The organism is Arthrobacter sp. 3Tela_A (assembly GCF_049311025.1).
GTDB lineage: Bacteria > Actinomycetota > Actinomycetes > Actinomycetales > Micrococcaceae > Arthrobacter_B.
Map to the genome: position 1 here is coordinate 1 of NZ_JAXIOM010000021.1, position 16,711 is coordinate 16,711.

The window sequence follows — 16,711 nt, forward strand, 5'->3', positions numbered from 1 at the left end:
CGGCCCGGCCCCCGCCCCCCGCCCCCCCCCCGGGGAACTCTAAGCCGCTAGCGCTTCTGCTTGACGATCTTTTCCTGGTCGACTGCATCCTCGTCCAGAGCCGATGCCTCTTCGTGGCCGGCAGCAACCATGCGGTTGTCACCTTCACCGAAGAAACCCTGCTTGAAGTTGGTGATGAGGGTCTTGAGTTCATCCACCGTGGAGTCTTCGAGCTTGTTGGTCTCGGCCAGAACGGTCATGACCTTCGAAGAGTGGCGGACGTGGTCAAGGAACTCGGTTTCGAAACGGCGGACATCTTCCACCGGAACGTCGTCGAGGAAGCCGTTCGTGCCGGCCCAGATGGAGACAACCTGGTCTTCCACCGGGAACGGTGCGTACTGGCCCTGCTTGAGCAGTTCCATCAGGCGTGCGCCGCGGGTCAGCTGCTGGCGTGAAGCCGCATCCAGGTCCGAGGCGAACATGGCGAATGCCTGCATGTCGCGGTACTGGGCCAGTTCCAGCTTCAAAGTACCGGAGACCTTCTTCATGGCCTTCTGCTGTGCAGCACCGCCAACGCGGGAGACAGAGATACCGACGTCCACGGCGGGGCGCTGGTTGGCGTTGAAGAGGTCCGACTGCAGGAAGATCTGGCCGTCGGTGATGGAGATGACGTTGGTCGGGATGTAGGCCGACACGTCGTTCGCCTTGGTTTCGATGATCGGCAGACCGGTCATCGAGCCTGCGCCGAGCTCGTCGGAGAGCTTTGCGCAACGCTCCAGCAGGCGGGAGTGCAGGTAGAAGACGTCGCCCGGGTAGGCTTCGCGTCCCGGCGGACGGCGCAGCAGCAGCGACACGGCACGGTAGGCTTCAGCCTGCTTCGAGAGATCATCAAAGATGATCAGGACGTGCTTGCCGCCGTACATCCAGTGCTGGCCAATGGCCGAGCCGGCGTACGGTGCCAGGTACTTGAAGCCTGCGGGGTCAGATGCCGGGGAGGCCACGATGGTGGTGTACTCCATGGCGCCTGCGTCTTCGAGGGTCCGCTTGATCTCGGCGATCGTCGAAGCCTTCTGGCCGATGGCCACGTAGATGCAGCGCACCTGCTTTTCGGTGTCGCCCGAGGCCCAGTTGGCCTTCTGGTTCAGGATGGTGTCGACGGCGATTGCCGTCTTGCCGGTCTTGCGGTCACCAATGATCAGCTGGCGCTGGCCGCGGCCGATCGGGATCATCGCGTCGATGGCCTTCAGGCCGGTCTGAAGCGGCTCGTGAACCGACTTACGCTGGGTAACACCCGGTGCCTGGAGTTCCAGTGCACGGCGTGCCTCAGCCTGGATCGGACCCATGTCATCCATGGGCTCGCCCAGGGGATCGACGACGCGGCCCAGGAAGGCATCCCCAACGGGGACGGACAGGACTTCACCGGTGCGGTGAACTTCCTGGCCTTCTTCGATGCCGGCAAAGTCGCCGAGGACAACGACACCGATTTCACGGGTGTCGAGGTTCTGGGCCAGGCCCAGCGTGCCGTCCTCAAACCGAAGCAGCTCGTTCGCCATCACGGAGGGCAGGCCCTCCACACGGGCAATGCCGTCGCTGGCGGTGGTTACGCGGCCAACTTCAACGCGCTCTGCGTTTCCGGGTTCGTAGGACGCCGCAAATTCATTCAACGCATTACGGACGTCGTCGGCGTTGATGGTCAATTCGGCCATCTGCAGTCCCTGCTCTCCTATGTTGTGATCATCGCTTCGTGCCGATGACCTTCGATTGGTTCTCAAATGTTTCTCATGGCCCGGTAAAGCCACGAAGGTGGCTAAACCGCGAGCTTCCGGCGCAGTTCCGACAACCGGGTTACCACGGTGGAATCGACGACTTCATCGCCCACCGTAACCCGGATACCACCGACGATCGAGGGATCAACAGTGGCGTTGATCTTCAGCTCACGGCCGTACAGTGCGTTCAAAGACGACTGCAGCCGGGCGCGCTGCTCCTCGGTCAGGGGCCGGCTGGTCCGCACTTCTGCGATCCACCGCTGCTGCCGTCCGGCAACCAGTTCAAGGAACCGGGTTACCAGGGCGGTCGGGCGGAGTCCGCGCGGAGCGGTAACAGCCTGACGGATCAGGACCCTGGCAGCGTCAGAGCTGCCGGGTACCAGTTTCTCTGCCAGCTCTGCCCGTGCCGCCAGGGTTGCCTGCGGGTTGGACAGTGCTCGCTGCACCTCATGGCTGGACGCCACGGTCTCGTTGAAACGGAAGAGGTCACCCTCAAGTTCCTCAAGGCCGGCAGCGCCGGGACCCTTGTTTTCCGCGACCGCGGAGACAACCGTTGCAGCCAGGGTTTCCAGAGCATCCCCGAGGTCGCGCGGTGTGCGCCACCGGGATTCAACCAAAGAAGCAACAATCTGCTCGGCGTCGGCCGAAACCTTGCCGCCAACCAGTTTGGAGACCAGGGCTGCCTTCTCATGGCCGTCACGAGCCGGATCAGTCAGGGCCCGCAGCAGGCCGGTCTGGCCGTCCAGGAGGCCCAGGATTCCAAAGAGTTCCTCGGCAAGGCCAAGGGTCGCGTTGGGAAGGCGTGCTTCCAACTGACCCTGGGCCGCTGCCAGTGACTCGCTCGATATACCTGCCATTACTGAACCGCACCTGCGTTCTGCGAGGTTTCCAGCTCATCCAGGAAACGGTCAACCACGCGGGCGGAGCGTGCATCGTCAGCGAGGGACTCGCCAACAATCTTGCTTGCCAGCTCGGTGGCCAGGGATCCGACCTCGGCGCGGAGCGAGACAACTGCTGCCTGGCGCTCTGCTTCGATGGTCACCTGGGACTGTTCCATGATGCGTGCCGATTCGGCAGCAGCCTTTGCCTTCAGGTCGGCGAGAATCTGAGCGCCTTCAGCGCGCGCTTCCTCACGGATCCGGTTGGCTTCGGTGCGTGCGTCAATCAGCTGCTGCTTGTACTCGTCGAGGGCAGCGCTGGCTTCAGCCTGTGCTGCCTCGGCCTTGGCAAGTCCGCCTTCGATGGCCTCGGTACGTTCTGCATACGTCTTCTCGAACATCGGGACGACGAACTTGACGACGATGAACATCAGCACGGCGAAGCCAAGCAGTGTTACCAGGATCTCCCAGATGTTTGGGATCAGAGGATTAGCGCCTTCAGCGGCGGCGAGGATTACTGCCTCGTTCATTTCTCATCCGTCCTATCTACTTGGTGTGGGAAATACGCGCTGACGTTAGAGGACGAACGCGAAAACCAGACCAAGGATGGCGAGGGCTTCGGTCAGGGCCAGGCCCAGGAAGGCGATCGGCTGGAGCACACGCTGTGCTTCGGGCTGGCGTGCAACACCGTTGATGTAAGCGGCGAAGACGAGGCCCACACCAATTGCACCGCCGATTGCGGAGAGACCGTAGCCGACGAGGTTGATGTTGCCGTTGATTTCACCAATCATGATGGCTTTTTCCTTTCAAGATGCCCGCAGGCAGGTTGTTTGGTTCAGGGGGTTCCCCCTAAGGGGAGGTTTAGTGCTCCGCGGCTGCGACTGAGCCTTGGATGTAGATCGCAGTCAGCAGGGTGAAGACGTATGCCTGCAGGCACTGGATCAAAACTTCGAACAGGAACATTCCGACGCCGCCAACCAGGGTCAGCGCACCGAGCGGCTTCAGCAGGCCTTCGGCCTCCAGGAGCAGGAATTCGGTGCCCGAGGCAGCCAGCATGATGATCAGGTGACCGGAGAGCATGGTGGCGAAGAGTCGGAGGCTGTGGGTGATCGGGCGGACCAGGAAGGTCGAGATGATTTCGATCAGGACAACCAGCGGGAGGATCGCAGCGGGAACACCGGACGGAACGGTGGCGTACTTGAAGTACTTGATGCCGTGCCGCTTGATGCCCAGGATGATCCAGGTGAAGTACACGATGGCGGCAAGGGCGTACGCCGTGCCTACGTGTGAAGTCGTGGGCAGCTGTGCCAGCGGGATGCTGCCCCACAGGTTGTTGATCAGAATGAAGAAGAAGAGTGAGAACAGCAGCGGGATGAACGGACGGAAGTCCTTCTCACCGATGATGTCGCGTCCGATCGAGTTGCGGACCAGGTTGTAGCTGAACTCGCCCAGGAACTGCAGCCGGCCCGGAACAAGCTGCCGCTTGCGTGCGGCAGCAATAAAGAACCAGCTGATCAGGGCAACGGACAGCAGGATAAGCAGCATCTGCTTTCCAAAGCCCTCGCCGTACTCGGCGCCCCAGGGAAGGATCTCAGGGAGGTGCATTTCATCGAGGGTTGGTGCAACAAACCCCTCTTCATTGGCGGCGGGAAGCGCAAGCGCGATCAACGCGTTTCCTCTCTGCTTTGTCCATCGTTGGGCATTTCATTGGCGGGGGCATGTGGCATGCATCCGTTTACTAAGTTGTGTGACATTGCTTCGTCTAACCCTCATCCGGCCGTTCTCCGCCCGCGGGCGGTTTTGGCTTAGTGGAAGTGAGCCCGTGGGCGGCGGCTACGTAAAATCCGCTCAGCCCGCCCAGGGCGATACCTGCAAAAAGAATCCAGCGGGTCCCCAGAAGACTGTCCAGCCCCCACCCTATCAAACCAAGGGCAATGATTCCGGACAGGACATATTGGAGGATTGCGCGGCGCTTGCTCAGCGGTGCTTCAAAGGCTGCTGGAACCTGGCCGGCTGCATTCTTCTTTGATTTGGCTGCCACCTCAGGCTCCTTTCACTTCATTGTCCGCACCTGCGGGCGCATCGGAATAAATCAGCTGGCGGGTACGCGAAAATGCACGGATTTCCGCGACCTGCCAAATCACCACGGTGCCAAGAGCAGCGAAGGCGAACCAGGGACGTTCAAGCCATTCGGGAACCCCAACACTCCAGAGCGCCACCGCGAAGCCGACGACTTTGACGGCATATGTCACGGCGAACATCCCAATGGCTCCGGACGGGTTCCTGCGGCCCATGATGTGGCCCACCAGAAGACTGATGCCAAAGAAGAGCGCTATGAGCGCCCAGCCGGCTGCCACGCTGGCTGCTCCGCTGATGCCCGGACCCGGCAGCGCGGCCCCGGCGGCCACGGCTGCCGGTATGGCGGTCCAGAGCAGGGAAGTCTTCAGAATACGAAGCCAAGGTGCGTCCGTGGGCCCGGAAACACTAATCCGCATACCGCGTGCGCCGTTGGCTTGGCTCATGGCTGCAGGATCATCCTTGTGCTGTGGGGGAAAAGATAGTGCGGACGCGTCTTTATACGCCGCAACGCTTGAATTCTACAGTACATAGAACTGGTCTGTGACATCGGCGTCCAAGCGTGACAGCGGAGCATATTCCGGCAGACGCATCAGGTGCGGGACCGGTGACGCAGCCGGGCAATGATCCGCGGTGATGCGAGATAGAGGGCGGCTACTGCAGCCACGAACAGGGTGCCGGCGGCAGTAGTGCCCCATCCTGAGCCGCCCGTGACCAGCCCGGTGCAGCCAATGAGCACGGTGGCCACAGTGGCCACGGAGGCTGACTGCAGGTGGGAGAGACCGGCGTCCGTAAGCCGCTGGTAGACATGCTGCCGGTGCGCGGCATACCACCGCTCCCCCCGCCAGATCCGGCGTACCAGGGTGGTGAAGGAATCTAGCAGGTAAATCAGGATCGGGAACAGCAGGTACTCCACGTAGACCCCTGCCAGGAACGCGGCAACCGCAGTGCCTGCGATCGCGGCACCCAGCAGGTAGCTGCCGACGTCGCCCATAAAGACCGAGCCCCGGCCCAGGTTCCACGGCAGGAAGGCGGCGAAGGCAGCAGCGATGACGGTTCCGGCTGCGATTAGCCACACCTGGTCGGAGAAAACCCCGGCTACCGCATACAGGACGCCGACGGCCAGGCCATGCAGGCCGGATATGCCGTTGACTCCGTCCATGAAGTTGGCCACGTTGATGTAACCGGCAATCACCAGGGTTCCCACCGGAACCCACCAGAAGCTTTGCCCCAGGGCAGCGGCCAGCGCCGTGGTCCCGGCAGCTCCGATCACCAGCTGAAGGCCAAAGCGTACTTTCACGGACAGCCCGCGGAAATCCTCCACCCAGCCCAGCAGCGACGCCGAGGCAATGATGCCGACCAGCAGCAGCACCAGCGAACGGTCAACGGCCACATAACCGGTCACCAGCGACGTGCCCAGGCCCAGCAGCACACCGGCTGCGATCGTGGCGCCCACTCCGCGGATAACGGTCTTGGTATGGGACGAGCGTTCGTTGGGAACATCCACCACGCCCAGCCGGCGCAGCAGCGGAATGAATGCGAAGGGCAGCAGCAGGCTGGCCAGGAACGCCACCGCCGCCGAGGCTGCAAGCGCCATTAGCCGGTCCGCCGCTCGCCCTGCCCGGTTGAGGAGCTGGGGTCCTGGATGTCAGCCAGCCGCAGGGCAGCTGTATCGGGCAGCGGGAAAAGGGCTGCAGCGGCGCCGCCGGCAGGCTCTACGGCGCTCGACGCACCGAACCCGCACCGGCGCAGCCAGTCTTCTGCGTCCAGTTCATCAGGATCCAGCACTGCCACGGAGGTATGCGAGATCTTTGGATGCAGCGGACGCGAATCGTCTTCTCCGGTGCCCACCAGGATCTCGTGCAGCTTTTCGCCCTTGCGCAGACCGGTGAAGACAATCTCGATGTCCTTGCCGGACATGGCGATCATGCGCTGTGCAACGTCCAGGATCTTGACCGGCTCTCCCATGTCCAGGATGAGCACCTCTCCCCCGCGGCCAATGGCGCCGGCCTGGATCACCAGCTGGCAGGCCTCGGGGATTGTCATGAAGAAGCGGGTGACCTCCGGGTCGGTAACCGTTAGCGGCCCGCCCTGGCGGATCTGCTCAGTGAAGAGCGGCAGCATGGAGCCGCGGCTGCCGATCACGTTGCCGAAGCGCACGGAGACAAAACGGCGCCCGCTGCGTCCGGCCATCCAGGCGGTTAGCTTCTCCGCCACGCGCTTGGAGTGGCCCAGGACGGTGGTGGGGTTGGCCGCCTTGTCCGTGGAGATGTTCACGAAGTGGCTGACGCCTGCTTTCTGCGCCGAACGGAGCACGTTCGCGGTGCCCAGCACATTTGTCTTCCAGGCTTCCAGCGGGTACTGCTCCAGCAGAGAAACGTGCTTGAGCGCAGCGGCGTGGAAAACGACGTCGGGCTGGCGCTGGGCAAAGATCTCATCCAGTGCCCGTGCGTCGCGGATGTCAGCCAGGACGGTATCCCTGCCGTTGAGCAGGCCCTGGCCGGTGATGGAGAGCTGCGTCAGCTGCAGGCCTGTCTCGTCCCGGTCCACCATGATCAGTTCGCTCGGTTCAAACGCGGTGATCTGCCGGCAGAGCTCGGAACCGATGGATCCGCCCGCGCCCGTGACCAGCACCTTCTTGCCGGTGAGATACCCGGCCACTTCGTCCACATGGATGTCCACCGGCCGGCGGCCGATCAGGTCTTCGACGGCTACTTCACGGAAGTCCGTGAGCCCGGCGCCGGAGCCCTTGGCCAGCATGTCACGCAGCGGCGGAAGCACCATGACCCGCAGGTCCAGTCCTTCGGCACGGTCCGTCACCTGCCGGACCTGGGCGGCGTCGACGTCGGCTATGGCAATGATCAGCACACGTGCCCGGGTGCGCTGGACAACCTCGGGCAGGTCCGTGAGCGTGCCAACCACGGGGACGGTGCCCAGCCGCAGGTGCTTCTTGGCGGGATCATCGTCGATCAGGCCAACCGGGAAGTACGGGGAATCCGGATCGTTCATCATCCGGGTCACCAGGGAGTTGCCCAGGAAACCGGCACCGTAGATCAGGGTCCGCTGGGCTTCGTCGCCGGGACGCACCTTGCTCTCCACGTACATCCGCTTCATGTACCGGATGGCGGCCATGAACAGGCAGGCGAAGGGGAAAGCCAGCACGCCCGTGCTTCGGGGAATGTCGATCGCCAGGCCAAACAGGGCACTGACCAGGACCAGGATGGCAGAGACCACAATGGTGACCACGGCCAGCAGCCGCATCTCATGGAAACTGCCGAAGCTGTAACGTCCGCGGTACAGCGCAAAGGAATACCCCACGGCCAGCTGCGTCACCACTGCCACGCCGCAGAAGGCGGCCAGGCCGGCAACGTTGATCTCGTCGACGGAAAGCTCGTAGCGCAGGATCAGTGCCAGGCCAATGGCCACCACCCAGGCCAGAGAGTCCAGCACGTATTGGGACCAGAGCCAGAGGGCCGGCTTCTCTTCCCTGGCCGGGGTGGTTCTGTCCCTGCTTGAATCGTTCATAGTCCTCAGCGGGCCTGCGCCCGGTTCGTGTCTAGGTTGTAAGCGGTGCTGCCGTGCCGCAGGCACGGCAGAGCGTCCAATCCGGTGTAATAGACTGAATTCTATTCAGCATACTAACTGCACCCTCCTGAACGTCCGGCAATGCCCGCGTATCGGGGCGGAGCCCTGAAAGGATCGTCTTGCCGGAATCAGTGGCCGTGGCCGCGGTGACGTTTGACCGCCCCGATGACGTCAAGACCCTCCTGGGAGCCCTGGCCGCGCAGTCCGCACCCATCTCTTCGGTGGCGCTGGTGGACTCCGGCAAGACCCCGGTTCAGGATATCGCCGAGTCGTCTGCGGCGAACGTCACGTATGTGCGCTCGGAGACCAACTTGGGCGGGGCCGGCGGTTTCTCCCTGGCTATCCTCACTGCTATGGCCTCCGGTGCGGACTGGATCTGGATCATGGATGACGACGCCCATCCGGAGGATCCGGGCTGCCTGCAGGCACTGCTCGACGCCGCCAACGAACGCGGCCTGGACGTTATCCTTCCGCTGGTGGTCGCACCCGGCAAACCCGATACCCTCTCCTTCCATTTCCGTGTGGACGGCCGCCTGACCCATGACCGTGCCGAAGTTGCCAAAGCAGGGTTCCTGCCCGGCGTCGGGCATTTCTTCAACGGCGCGCTGATCCGCCGCGATGTTTTCTTCCGGGTGGGCCTGCCGGACCTCCGCCTGTTCATCCGAGGCGACGAAACAGACTTTATGATCCGGCTGCGCCGCGCCGGCATCCCGTTCGGCACCCTGACGTCGGTGGCGCTGAGCCATCCGGCGGCCTGGTCCGAAGTCCAGGAGATCCTGGGCGGACGCCTTCATGTGCTGGTTCCGGACACGGAGTTCAAGCGCTTCTACTTCTACCGCAACCGCGGCCACCTCACCTGGAAATACAAGCGCCTGCGTTCCCTTGCCGCGGACGCGGCGGGCTACCCGATCCACTTCGCCCGGACCAGGGACCTTCGCGGTTTCCGGAACTGGCTGCGCGCCTACGCGGGCGGCGTCCGCGGCAATATGTACGGTCCCCCGTCGGACCAGGGGTTCTAGCATGTCCGGGACGGCCTCGGGAATCGAAGGCCTGGCCCTGGTCATTGTGACCTTCAACAGGTCCAGCTACCTGCGGGGCCTGCTGGAATCTGTAGCGGCGCTGGACCCGGCACCCGAGCGGGTTGTGGTGGTGGACAACGCCAGCACTGATGACACCGCCAGCTATCTCAAGGCTCTGGCCGATACGTTCCCCCTGCCGCTGACGGTGTGCACGCTCACTGAAAACACCGGCGGTTCAGGCGGATTTGCCGCCGGCATCAGCGCCGCGCTTCAGAAGAATGCGCAGTGGCTCTGGCTGATGGACGACGACGTCGTGGCCCTGCCGGGTGCGGTGGCCGCGCTGGGCAAGTGGACCGGGGAGTATGACTGCATCCACGGGCGCCGGTTCGATGAAGCCGGCCGGCCGTTCTTCTGGCAGCACCGGTTCATTCCGCTGCTGGGTGTGCACCTGCCGGTCCGCGGCAACGTCTTCCGCGACCGGCCGGTGTTTGACACTAACGTCGGCTGCTTCGAAGGCATGCTCATCAGCTCGGACACAGTGCGGAAAATCGGCCTGCCGGACCCCCGGTTCTTCATCAACGGCGATGACGAAATCTACGGCTGGCTTGCTTCGCTGGAGAACCGGGTGGCGTACGTCAACGACTTTGTCCTTAGGAAAGTCCGCCCGCAGAAACAGATCGACCTGGGTATCCGGCACCTCAATGATTCCAGCGACCTCAGCCGCTTCTGCGCCATGCGCAACCGCGGCCACACCGCCGGATACCTGCGCGCGCACGGACGCTTCAACCGCGCAGGCTTCGCCGCGGGAACAGCGCTCACCGCAGCCAAGGAACTGCTTCGCCTGGCTGCCGTCGAACGCCGGTTCAGCGGCGCCGGCAGTCTCTGGCGCGGCTGGCGTGAATCCCGCGCCATCCTCAAGGACACCGGCTGGCAGCCCATGCCGCCCCTGCCCAACCCACCGGCGGCCACTGACCCTGCAGCCGGTCAGCCCGCACAGTCTCCCGAGTAGGACCGACAGAACTTGACCAGCAGTACATCCTCCAGCTCTGCCCCCGAGCCCATCTGGGCTGTCCTGGGCGCCAGCGGCTTCATTGGCAGTTCCCTGCAGGCCGTCCTGGCGCGCGCCGGAATCACCGTTCGTTTTGTGAAGGCACCCCGGCTCAGCGCACGGTCCACGGACCCGGCCGGCATCCTGGCCGAGGCAGCGGAACTCCATGACATTCGGCAGGATCTTGCCGGTGACCTGGCGGGCGCCGACGTCGTTATCAACGCAGCGGGCCTCGCAACTCCCGCGGGCGCCGACTCCCCTGAGCTGCGGGGCGCCAACGCACTGCTGCCGGTAGTGGTGGCCGACGCCGCGGACGCAGCGGGTGCACGGCGTTTCCTGCATCTAAGCAGTGCCGCGGTGCAGGGCCACCGGCCTGTGCTGGACGAGAGCACCGATGTGGAGCCGTTCTCCGCATACTCGCGCTCCAAGGCACTCGGCGAGGCAGCCCTCGGCGCCCGAAAGGCGGGGGCATGCCCGGTAACCTGCCTTCGCGCCACCTCGGTGCAGGGCGCAGCACGCCAGACCACGGCGTCCCTGGTGCGGATAGCATCCACTCCCCTGGCCTCCGTGGCCGGCCGCGGGGATTCCCCCAGCGCGGTCAGCTCGGTGGATGCCCTGTGCGCCTTTGTGCTGGCCGCTGGACGTTATCCCGGCGAAGTCCCTGCGGTCATCCTGCAGCCGTGGGAAGGCGCGACGGTGGCTTCGGTCCTGCTCGCCGCCGGGGGCCGGAAACCCCTGCGGCTGCCGGGATGGCTGTGCCGTGCCGGGCTCAAAGCCGGTTATGCGCTCTCCGGGCTGCTCGGTGAACGGCTGCACGGCACGCTGCGCCGGGTTGAAATGATGTGGTTTGGCCAGCGGCAGGAACCAGGCTGGGCCGAAGCCACGGCAAATGTGCCCGAGCCGCGCGTGGAGCAGGTCCTCCGCGCGGCCCGGCAGCAGCGCTAGGACTGCCTGGGAGCAGCGGTATCCGCGGCTTCTTCGGCTGCTTCTTCGTCCGCTGACCCGGCGGGGCCGTCAGCCGGAGCTTCCTCAGCCGGAGTGTCCTGTGCGGGAGCGGGCTCTTCGCCCAGGCCCAGGACAGTGGGCACGACGGCCCGGAGTTCTTCCAAACTGACCGCACCGTCGCGCACAACCCGCAGCGGGAAATCCGTGGCATCCACGATCGTGGACGGAATTCCCTCGCTGCCTTCGGCCGGTCGGGGGCCAGCCTCCAGATAGACTTCCACCGATTCGGCCAGCTGTGCCTGCGCCTGGGCGGCGGTCTGCGCTGCGGCCTGTCCCGTGCGGTTAGCGGAGGAGACGGCCATCGGACCGGTCAGGGCCAGCAGGTCCAGGGCAATCTCGTCATCCGGCATCCGCAGCGCCACCGTGCCCCTGGTATCCCCCAGGTCCCAGGTCAGTGACGGCTGGGCGTGGAAAATCAGGGTGAGTCCGCCGGGCCAGAAGGCCTCCGCCAGGGCACGTGCTTCAGCGGAGACATCCACCGCCAGTCCGTCCATGGTCTGCAGCCGCGGCACCAGTACGGGCGGCGGCATGGACCGTCCCCGTCCCTTGGCGGCAAGCAGGGTCGCCACAGCCTGGGGTGAGAAGGCATCGGCGCCGATCCCGTACACGGTGTCGGTGGGCAGCACGATGCACTGCCGGTTGGCGATGGCCTGCTGTGCGGCAGCCAGGCCGGCGCTGCGGGCATTCGGATCTGAGCAGTCAAAGCTGGTGGTCACGGGGATTATTCTTTCACTTCAGTGGGTGGGTATAGCGGCTTCGGACCTAACCGCGGATGTGGCACGCGGACGGTCGTTCAGGTCCTTGTGGGAGGCAACATCCTGCCAGGCAGGATCGGCCGCCAGCCGTTCAGCAATGGTGCCGGCCTGGACCTCGGCGTGTTCCATCACAAAGTAGCCCCCCGGGCGCAGCAGCCGCGCTGCTGTCCGTGCCGCGGCGTCGGGAAGCTCCATGCCGTCCTCTCCCCCGCCGTACAGAGCCATGGCAGGGTCGTGTTCCGCGGCCTCGGGTTCATTGGGCACAGCGCCTGAGGGGATGTAGGGCGGGTTGGAGGCAACGACGTCGAACGTTCCCTCGTGCCCGGCCAAAGCGGTCCGCAGGTCACCTTCGAACACGTGCACGCCCAGCGGTTCAAGGTTTTTCCGCGCCCAGGCCAGGGCCAGCGGGCTGAGTTCCACCGCGTAGACCTGCGATTCCGGGACCTCTGCTGCGACTGATCCGGCGATCGCGCCGGACCCGGTACCAAGGTCTGCGACCTTGGCCGGGGCCGGCACCAGAAGTGCCTTGTCAATGGCCAGCTGCGCCACGGTTTCAGTTTCCGGCCGCGGCACAAAAACCCCGGGTCCCACGGCGAGTTCCAGCCGGCGGAAATACGCTTTCCCCGTCAGGTGCTGCAGCGGAATGCGGCGGGCGCGTTCGGCAACCAGCTCCGCGTAGCCTTCCGGTGCGGCGGCATCGGTGAAGGCCAGTGCCTTCACCCGGCCCACGCTTTCTCCCAGCAGGTGCGCTGCGAGCAATTCGGCGTCGACCCGCGGGCTGGGCACACCGGCAGCGGCCAGTTCCGCCGCGGCCTGCCGCAGCGCCTGCTCCAGGGTCAGTGCGGGCATGCCTTGCCTAGGCTTCGTCGCCGATTGCGTCCAGGCGGGCCTGCTCATCCATTTCGATGGCAGCCTGGACTACGGCTTCCAGGTCACCGTTCATAACGGTGTCCAGGTTGTAGGCCTTGTAGCCGGTGCGGTGGTCCACAATCCGGTTTTCCGGGTAGTTGTAGGTGCGGATGCGCTCGGAACGGTCCATGGTGCGGATCTGGGACTTGCGGATGTCCGAGTTCGCGGCGTCGATCTTCTCCTGCTCGTGTGCCAGGATCCGCGAACGCAGCACGCGCATGGCCGCTTCACGGTTCTGCAGCTGGGACTTCTCGTTCTGCATGGCAACCACAATGCCGGTGGGCAGGTGGGTGATGCGCACGGCGGAGTCGGTGGTGTTCACTGACTGGCCGCCCGGGCCGGAGGACCGGTAGACGTCGATCTTGAGGTCGTTCTGGCTGATCTCGACTTCTTCGGGCTCGTCGACTTCCGGCAGCACCAGCACGCCGGCGGCGGAAGTGTGGATCCGGCCCTGCGATTCGGTGACCGGGACACGCTGCACGCGGTGCACGCCGCCTTCGTACTTCAGCCGGGCGTAGACGCCTTCGGCCGGGTCGTTGGAGGAACCCTTGATGGCCATGGAGACGTCCTTGTAGCCGCCGAGGTCCGATTCCGTGGCGGAGATGATCTCCGTCCGCCAGCCGCGGGACTCCGCATACCGGGTGTACATACGCAGCAGGTCGCCGGCGAACAGGGCTGCTTCGTCGCCGCCTTCACCGCCCTTGACCTCGATGATGACGTCACGGCCGTCGTTGGGGTCACGCGGAATCAGCAGGCGGCGCAGCTTTTCCTGCGCTTCGGCCAGCTGGTCCTTGAGCACGGGGACCTCAGCAGCGAACTCGGGATCCTCGTCGGCCATTTCCTGGGCCGCGGCGAGGTCGTCTTCCAGTCCGTGCCAGGTGTTGTAGGCATCAACGATCCGGCTCAGTTCGGCGTAGCGCCGGCCCAGGCGGCGGGCCAGGCCCTGGTCCGCGTGCACGGCGGGGTCGGAGAGCCGCATCTGGAGTTCGGCGTGCTCATCCAGCAGTCCCTGTATGGACTCAAACATTGTTTTCCATTCCTTCTTCGCACCGTGGGATGCGCCTGTTGTACGCGGATCCCGCTGCTGTCTTAGCACCATTCTCGCCCTGAGCGGCAGCTGGGGATAATTGCATTGCCCGGTTGAAGGCAGGTTAACTGCCAAGTTAACTGCCAAGCCGCCCAGGCCCCCGGGTCCTCACTGGGAGGACCGGGGGCATGAGCGGCTCGGTGGGGCAGCTAATCGTTCTTAGAGCCCAGGGTGGTCTTCTGCACCTGCATCAGGAACTCAACGTTGGACTGGGTTTCCTTGATCTTGCCGGTGAGCAGTTCCAGTGCCTGCTGGGTGTCCAGACCGGAGAGGACACGACGCAGGCGCCACATGATCTTGACCTCTTCGGCGGAGAGCAGGTTCTCCTCGCGCCGGGTACCGGAGGCGTTGACATCCACGGCCGGGAAGATGCGCTTGTCCGCAAGGTTGCGGGAGAGACGCAGTTCCATGTTGCCGGTGCCCTTGAACTCTTCGAAGATGACCTCGTCCATCTTGGATCCGGTCTCGACGAGAGCGGTGGCCAGGATGGTCAGCGAGCCGCCGTTTTCGATGTTCCGGGCTGCGCCGAAGAAACGCTTCGGCGGGTACAGTGCGGAGGAATCCACACCGCCGGAGAGGATACGGCCCGACGCCGGAGCGGCCAGGTTGTAGGCACGGCCCAGACGGGTCATGGAGTCCAGCAGGACCACGACGTCGTTGCCCATTTCCACGAGGCGCTTGGCCCGCTCAATGGCGAGTTCGGCAACCGTGGTGTGGTCATCGGCCGGGCGGTCGAAGGTAGAGGCAATGACCTCGCCCTTGACGGTGCGCTGCATGTCGGTGACTTCTTCGGGACGTTCGTCCACGAGGACCATCATCAGGTGCACTTCGGGGTTGTTGATGGAGATCGCGTTGGCAATCGCCTGCAGGATCAGCGTCTTGCCGGCCTTCGGCGGGGAGACGATCAGGCCGCGCTGGCCCTTGCCGATCGGGGCAACCAGGTCAATGACACGGGGGCCGATCACCTTGGGCGAGGTCTCCAGGCGCAGGCGCTCGGAGGGGTAGAGCGGAACCAGCTTGTTGAATTCAACGCGGTCCTTGTTGTCCTCTGCCGGCTTGCCGTTGACGGAAGTCAGGCGGACGAGTGCGTTGAACTTCTGGCGCTGGCTGCTGCCCTGGTTCTCGCCTTCACGCGGGGCGCGGATGGCGCCAACCACGGCGTCGCCCTTGCGCAGGTTGTACTTCTTTACCTGGGCCAGGGAGACGTAGACGTCGTTCGGGCCCGGTAGGTAGCCGGAAGTACGGACGAACGCGTAGTTCTCCAGGACGTCCAGGATGCCGGCAACAGGCAGCAGGACATCGTCTTCGGTGACCTCGACGTCGTCAACCTCGGGGTTGCGGTCGCGGTTGCGGCGGCGCTCGTTGCGGTCGCGGAACCGGTCGTTGCGGTCGCCGCGGTCGTTGCGGTCGTTCCGGTTGCGGTTGCGGCGGTTGCGTCCGCTGCGGCTGTTGTCATCGCCGTCGGAGTCGCGGTTGTCGCGGTCGCTGCGGTTGTTGTCCCGGTTGTTCTCGCGGGAATTCTCCCGCTCGTTCCGGTTGTTCTCCCGCTCGTTCCGGTTGTTGTCGCGGTTGTTATCGCGCTCGTTCCGGCTGCTCTCGCGGTCGTTCTTTTCGCTCCGGTCATTCCGGTCGCCGCGGCTGCGGCTGCGGCCGGAGCGCTCGTTCCGGTCGTCCTCGCGGGATTCACGGGAGTCACGGGGTTCCCGGGTGGATTCGCCCTTGTCCGTGGCCTCCGTGGAAGCTGACTCGGAGCCGGTTTCCTCACCGGTGGTCTCGGCGTCGCTGCGGCGGTTGCGGCGGTTGCGGCCGCGCTCACGCTGGCCTTCCTCGCGGCCGTTTTCCTTGTCCTGGGCCGGTGCTGCTGCAGGGGCTTCGGCGGGAGCGGCTTCCGCAGCTTCGCTGTCGGCCGGAGTGACGACGCCGTCGCTCGCTGCACGGCGGTTGCGGTTGCGGGTGCGGGACGGGCGCTCGGCCGCCTTCTCACCTTCAGCAGGGGCCTCGGCCGGAGCGGCGGCAGCCGGTGCGGCTTCCTTCCGCTCGGCTACGGCCTTGTCCGCCTGCGGAGCCTCGGCCTTGGAGCCGCGGACCGGACGGTCTGCTGCGGCACGGTCTGCCACTGCTCCGCCGCGCTGGTGGTTCGAGATGGCGGTAACCAGGTCGCCCTTGCGCATGCGGGACCCGCCGGTGATGCCCAGCTGGCCAGCCAGTGCCTGCAGCTGTGCAAGCTTCAGGCCGGCAAGTCCGGAGCTCTTGGAATTCGATTCACCGTTGGAACCGGCGGATGCTGATGAGTCCACACCTGCAGTCAGGTCGGTGGTATCTGTCACGAAGGATCCTTCCCCCTCGTCGGGCGGTCCGGCGTGGGTGCCGGCCGCGTTGAATGGCCCTGGGACCGATGATCTGACATGCGGTCCAGGGTTCACCTGTTGCGGGGGATTCCCGGCAACGGTGAATCTGCTGGTGCCTTGATTGGAGAGTCCACGGGAGCTACGGCAGCTTCGCTGCCGGAAAACGCGCGGATCAGATAATCGTTCGACTGACCGTTTCTTGGCAGTCTCCGGAAGGCTACACCGATGCTTGCATTTCCGCGGGTGGACTTGGCCC

General features: G+C 64.7%; 16 protein-coding genes. 3 read left to right on the forward strand and 13 right to left on the reverse strand.

Annotation, left to right across the window (positions count from 1 at the left end; genetic code table 11):
- Positions 1-47: 47 nt before the first annotated feature.
- The 9 genes from atpA to TVC13_RS08240 all read right to left on the reverse strand — a co-directional run bounded on the left by atpA (position 48) and on the right by TVC13_RS08240 (position 8,224).
- Positions 48-1,685 (reverse strand): F0F1 ATP synthase subunit alpha, encoded by a 1,638-nt coding sequence (gene atpA / locus TVC13_RS08200; RefSeq protein ID WP_422400728.1) that lies wholly within the window; start codon positions 1,683-1,685, stop codon positions 48-50.
- Between the two features lie 101 nt (positions 1,686-1,786).
- Positions 1,787-2,602 carry a F0F1 ATP synthase subunit delta gene (locus TVC13_RS08205; protein WP_422400729.1) on the reverse strand — a complete coding sequence of 272 codons (816 nt, stop codon included), beginning with the start codon at positions 2,600-2,602 and terminating at the stop codon, positions 1,787-1,789.
- On the reverse strand, positions 2,602-3,153 hold the full coding sequence (locus tag TVC13_RS08210; RefSeq protein WP_152226996.1) for a F0F1 ATP synthase subunit B: 552 nt from the start codon (positions 3,151-3,153) through the stop codon (positions 2,602-2,604). Before TVC13_RS08210 ends, TVC13_RS08205 begins: the two co-directional genes overlap by 1 nt.
- Positions 3,154-3,198: 45 nt before the next feature.
- Complete coding sequence (gene atpE / locus TVC13_RS08215) at positions 3,199-3,414, reverse strand: ATP synthase F0 subunit C (RefSeq protein ID WP_191807777.1); 216 nt, start codon at positions 3,412-3,414, stop codon at positions 3,199-3,201.
- A gap of 70 nt (positions 3,415-3,484) precedes the next feature.
- The gene (atpB, locus tag TVC13_RS08220) at positions 3,485-4,291 is read right to left on the reverse strand and encodes a F0F1 ATP synthase subunit A (protein WP_422400730.1); all 807 of its coding nucleotides are present in this window, start codon (positions 4,289-4,291) and stop codon (positions 3,485-3,487) included.
- A 94-nt stretch (positions 4,292-4,385) separates the two neighbouring features.
- Positions 4,386-4,664, reverse strand: coding sequence for a hypothetical protein (locus tag TVC13_RS08225; protein ID WP_422400731.1), 279 nt, complete (start codon positions 4,662-4,664; stop codon positions 4,386-4,388).
- A gap of 1 nt (position 4,665) precedes the next feature.
- Positions 4,666-5,145, reverse strand: a complete 480-nt coding sequence (locus tag TVC13_RS08230; protein WP_422400732.1) for a hypothetical protein — start codon at positions 5,143-5,145, stop codon at positions 4,666-4,668.
- A 146-nt stretch (positions 5,146-5,291) separates the two neighbouring features.
- A complete protein-coding gene (locus TVC13_RS08235; protein WP_422400733.1) occupies positions 5,292-6,296 on the reverse strand; it encodes an MraY family glycosyltransferase in 1,005 nt (334 codons plus the stop codon).
- Positions 6,296-8,224: a polysaccharide biosynthesis protein gene (locus tag TVC13_RS08240; RefSeq protein WP_422400734.1), complete on the reverse strand. Its 1,929-nt coding sequence runs from the start codon at positions 8,222-8,224 to the stop codon at positions 6,296-6,298. The genes TVC13_RS08235 and TVC13_RS08240 overlap by 1 nt, the downstream gene beginning before the upstream one ends.
- Positions 8,225-8,403: 179 nt before the next feature.
- On the opposite strand from TVC13_RS08240, the gene TVC13_RS08245 reads away from it, so the two are divergent.
- From TVC13_RS08245 to TVC13_RS08255, 3 genes are read left to right on the forward strand one after another with little or no spacing between them, the layout of a single operon-like run.
- The gene (locus TVC13_RS08245; protein ID WP_422400735.1) at positions 8,404-9,303 is read left to right on the forward strand and encodes a glycosyltransferase; all 900 of its coding nucleotides are present in this window, start codon (positions 8,404-8,406) and stop codon (positions 9,301-9,303) included.
- Position 9,304: 1 nt separating this feature from the next.
- A complete protein-coding gene (locus tag TVC13_RS08250) occupies positions 9,305-10,312 on the forward strand; it encodes a glycosyltransferase (protein ID WP_422400736.1) in 1,008 nt (335 codons plus the stop codon).
- Positions 10,313-10,324: 12 nt separating this feature from the next.
- Positions 10,325-11,296, forward strand: a complete 972-nt coding sequence (locus TVC13_RS08255; protein ID WP_422400737.1) for an NAD-dependent epimerase/dehydratase family protein — start codon at positions 10,325-10,327, stop codon at positions 11,294-11,296.
- Here TVC13_RS08255 and TVC13_RS08260 read toward each other — a convergent pair.
- The 4 genes from TVC13_RS08260 to rho form a co-directional block, all read right to left on the reverse strand.
- A complete protein-coding gene (locus tag TVC13_RS08260; protein ID WP_422400738.1) occupies positions 11,293-12,072 on the reverse strand; it encodes an L-threonylcarbamoyladenylate synthase in 780 nt (259 codons plus the stop codon). The two genes, TVC13_RS08255 and TVC13_RS08260, sit on opposite strands and share 4 nt — an antisense overlap.
- An 18-nt stretch (positions 12,073-12,090) precedes the next feature.
- Positions 12,091-12,960 (reverse strand): peptide chain release factor N(5)-glutamine methyltransferase, encoded by an 870-nt coding sequence (gene prmC / locus TVC13_RS08265; RefSeq protein WP_422400739.1) that lies wholly within the window; start codon positions 12,958-12,960, stop codon positions 12,091-12,093.
- A gap of 7 nt (positions 12,961-12,967) precedes the next feature.
- The gene (gene prfA, locus TVC13_RS08270) at positions 12,968-14,047 is read right to left on the reverse strand and encodes a peptide chain release factor 1 (protein ID WP_422400740.1); all 1,080 of its coding nucleotides are present in this window, start codon (positions 14,045-14,047) and stop codon (positions 12,968-12,970) included.
- 209 nt (positions 14,048-14,256) lie between these two features.
- Entirely contained in the window at positions 14,257-16,434 is a 2,178-nt protein-coding gene (rho, locus tag TVC13_RS08275) for a transcription termination factor Rho (RefSeq protein WP_422400741.1), read from the reverse strand.
- Between the last annotated feature and the right edge of the window lie 277 nt (positions 16,435-16,711).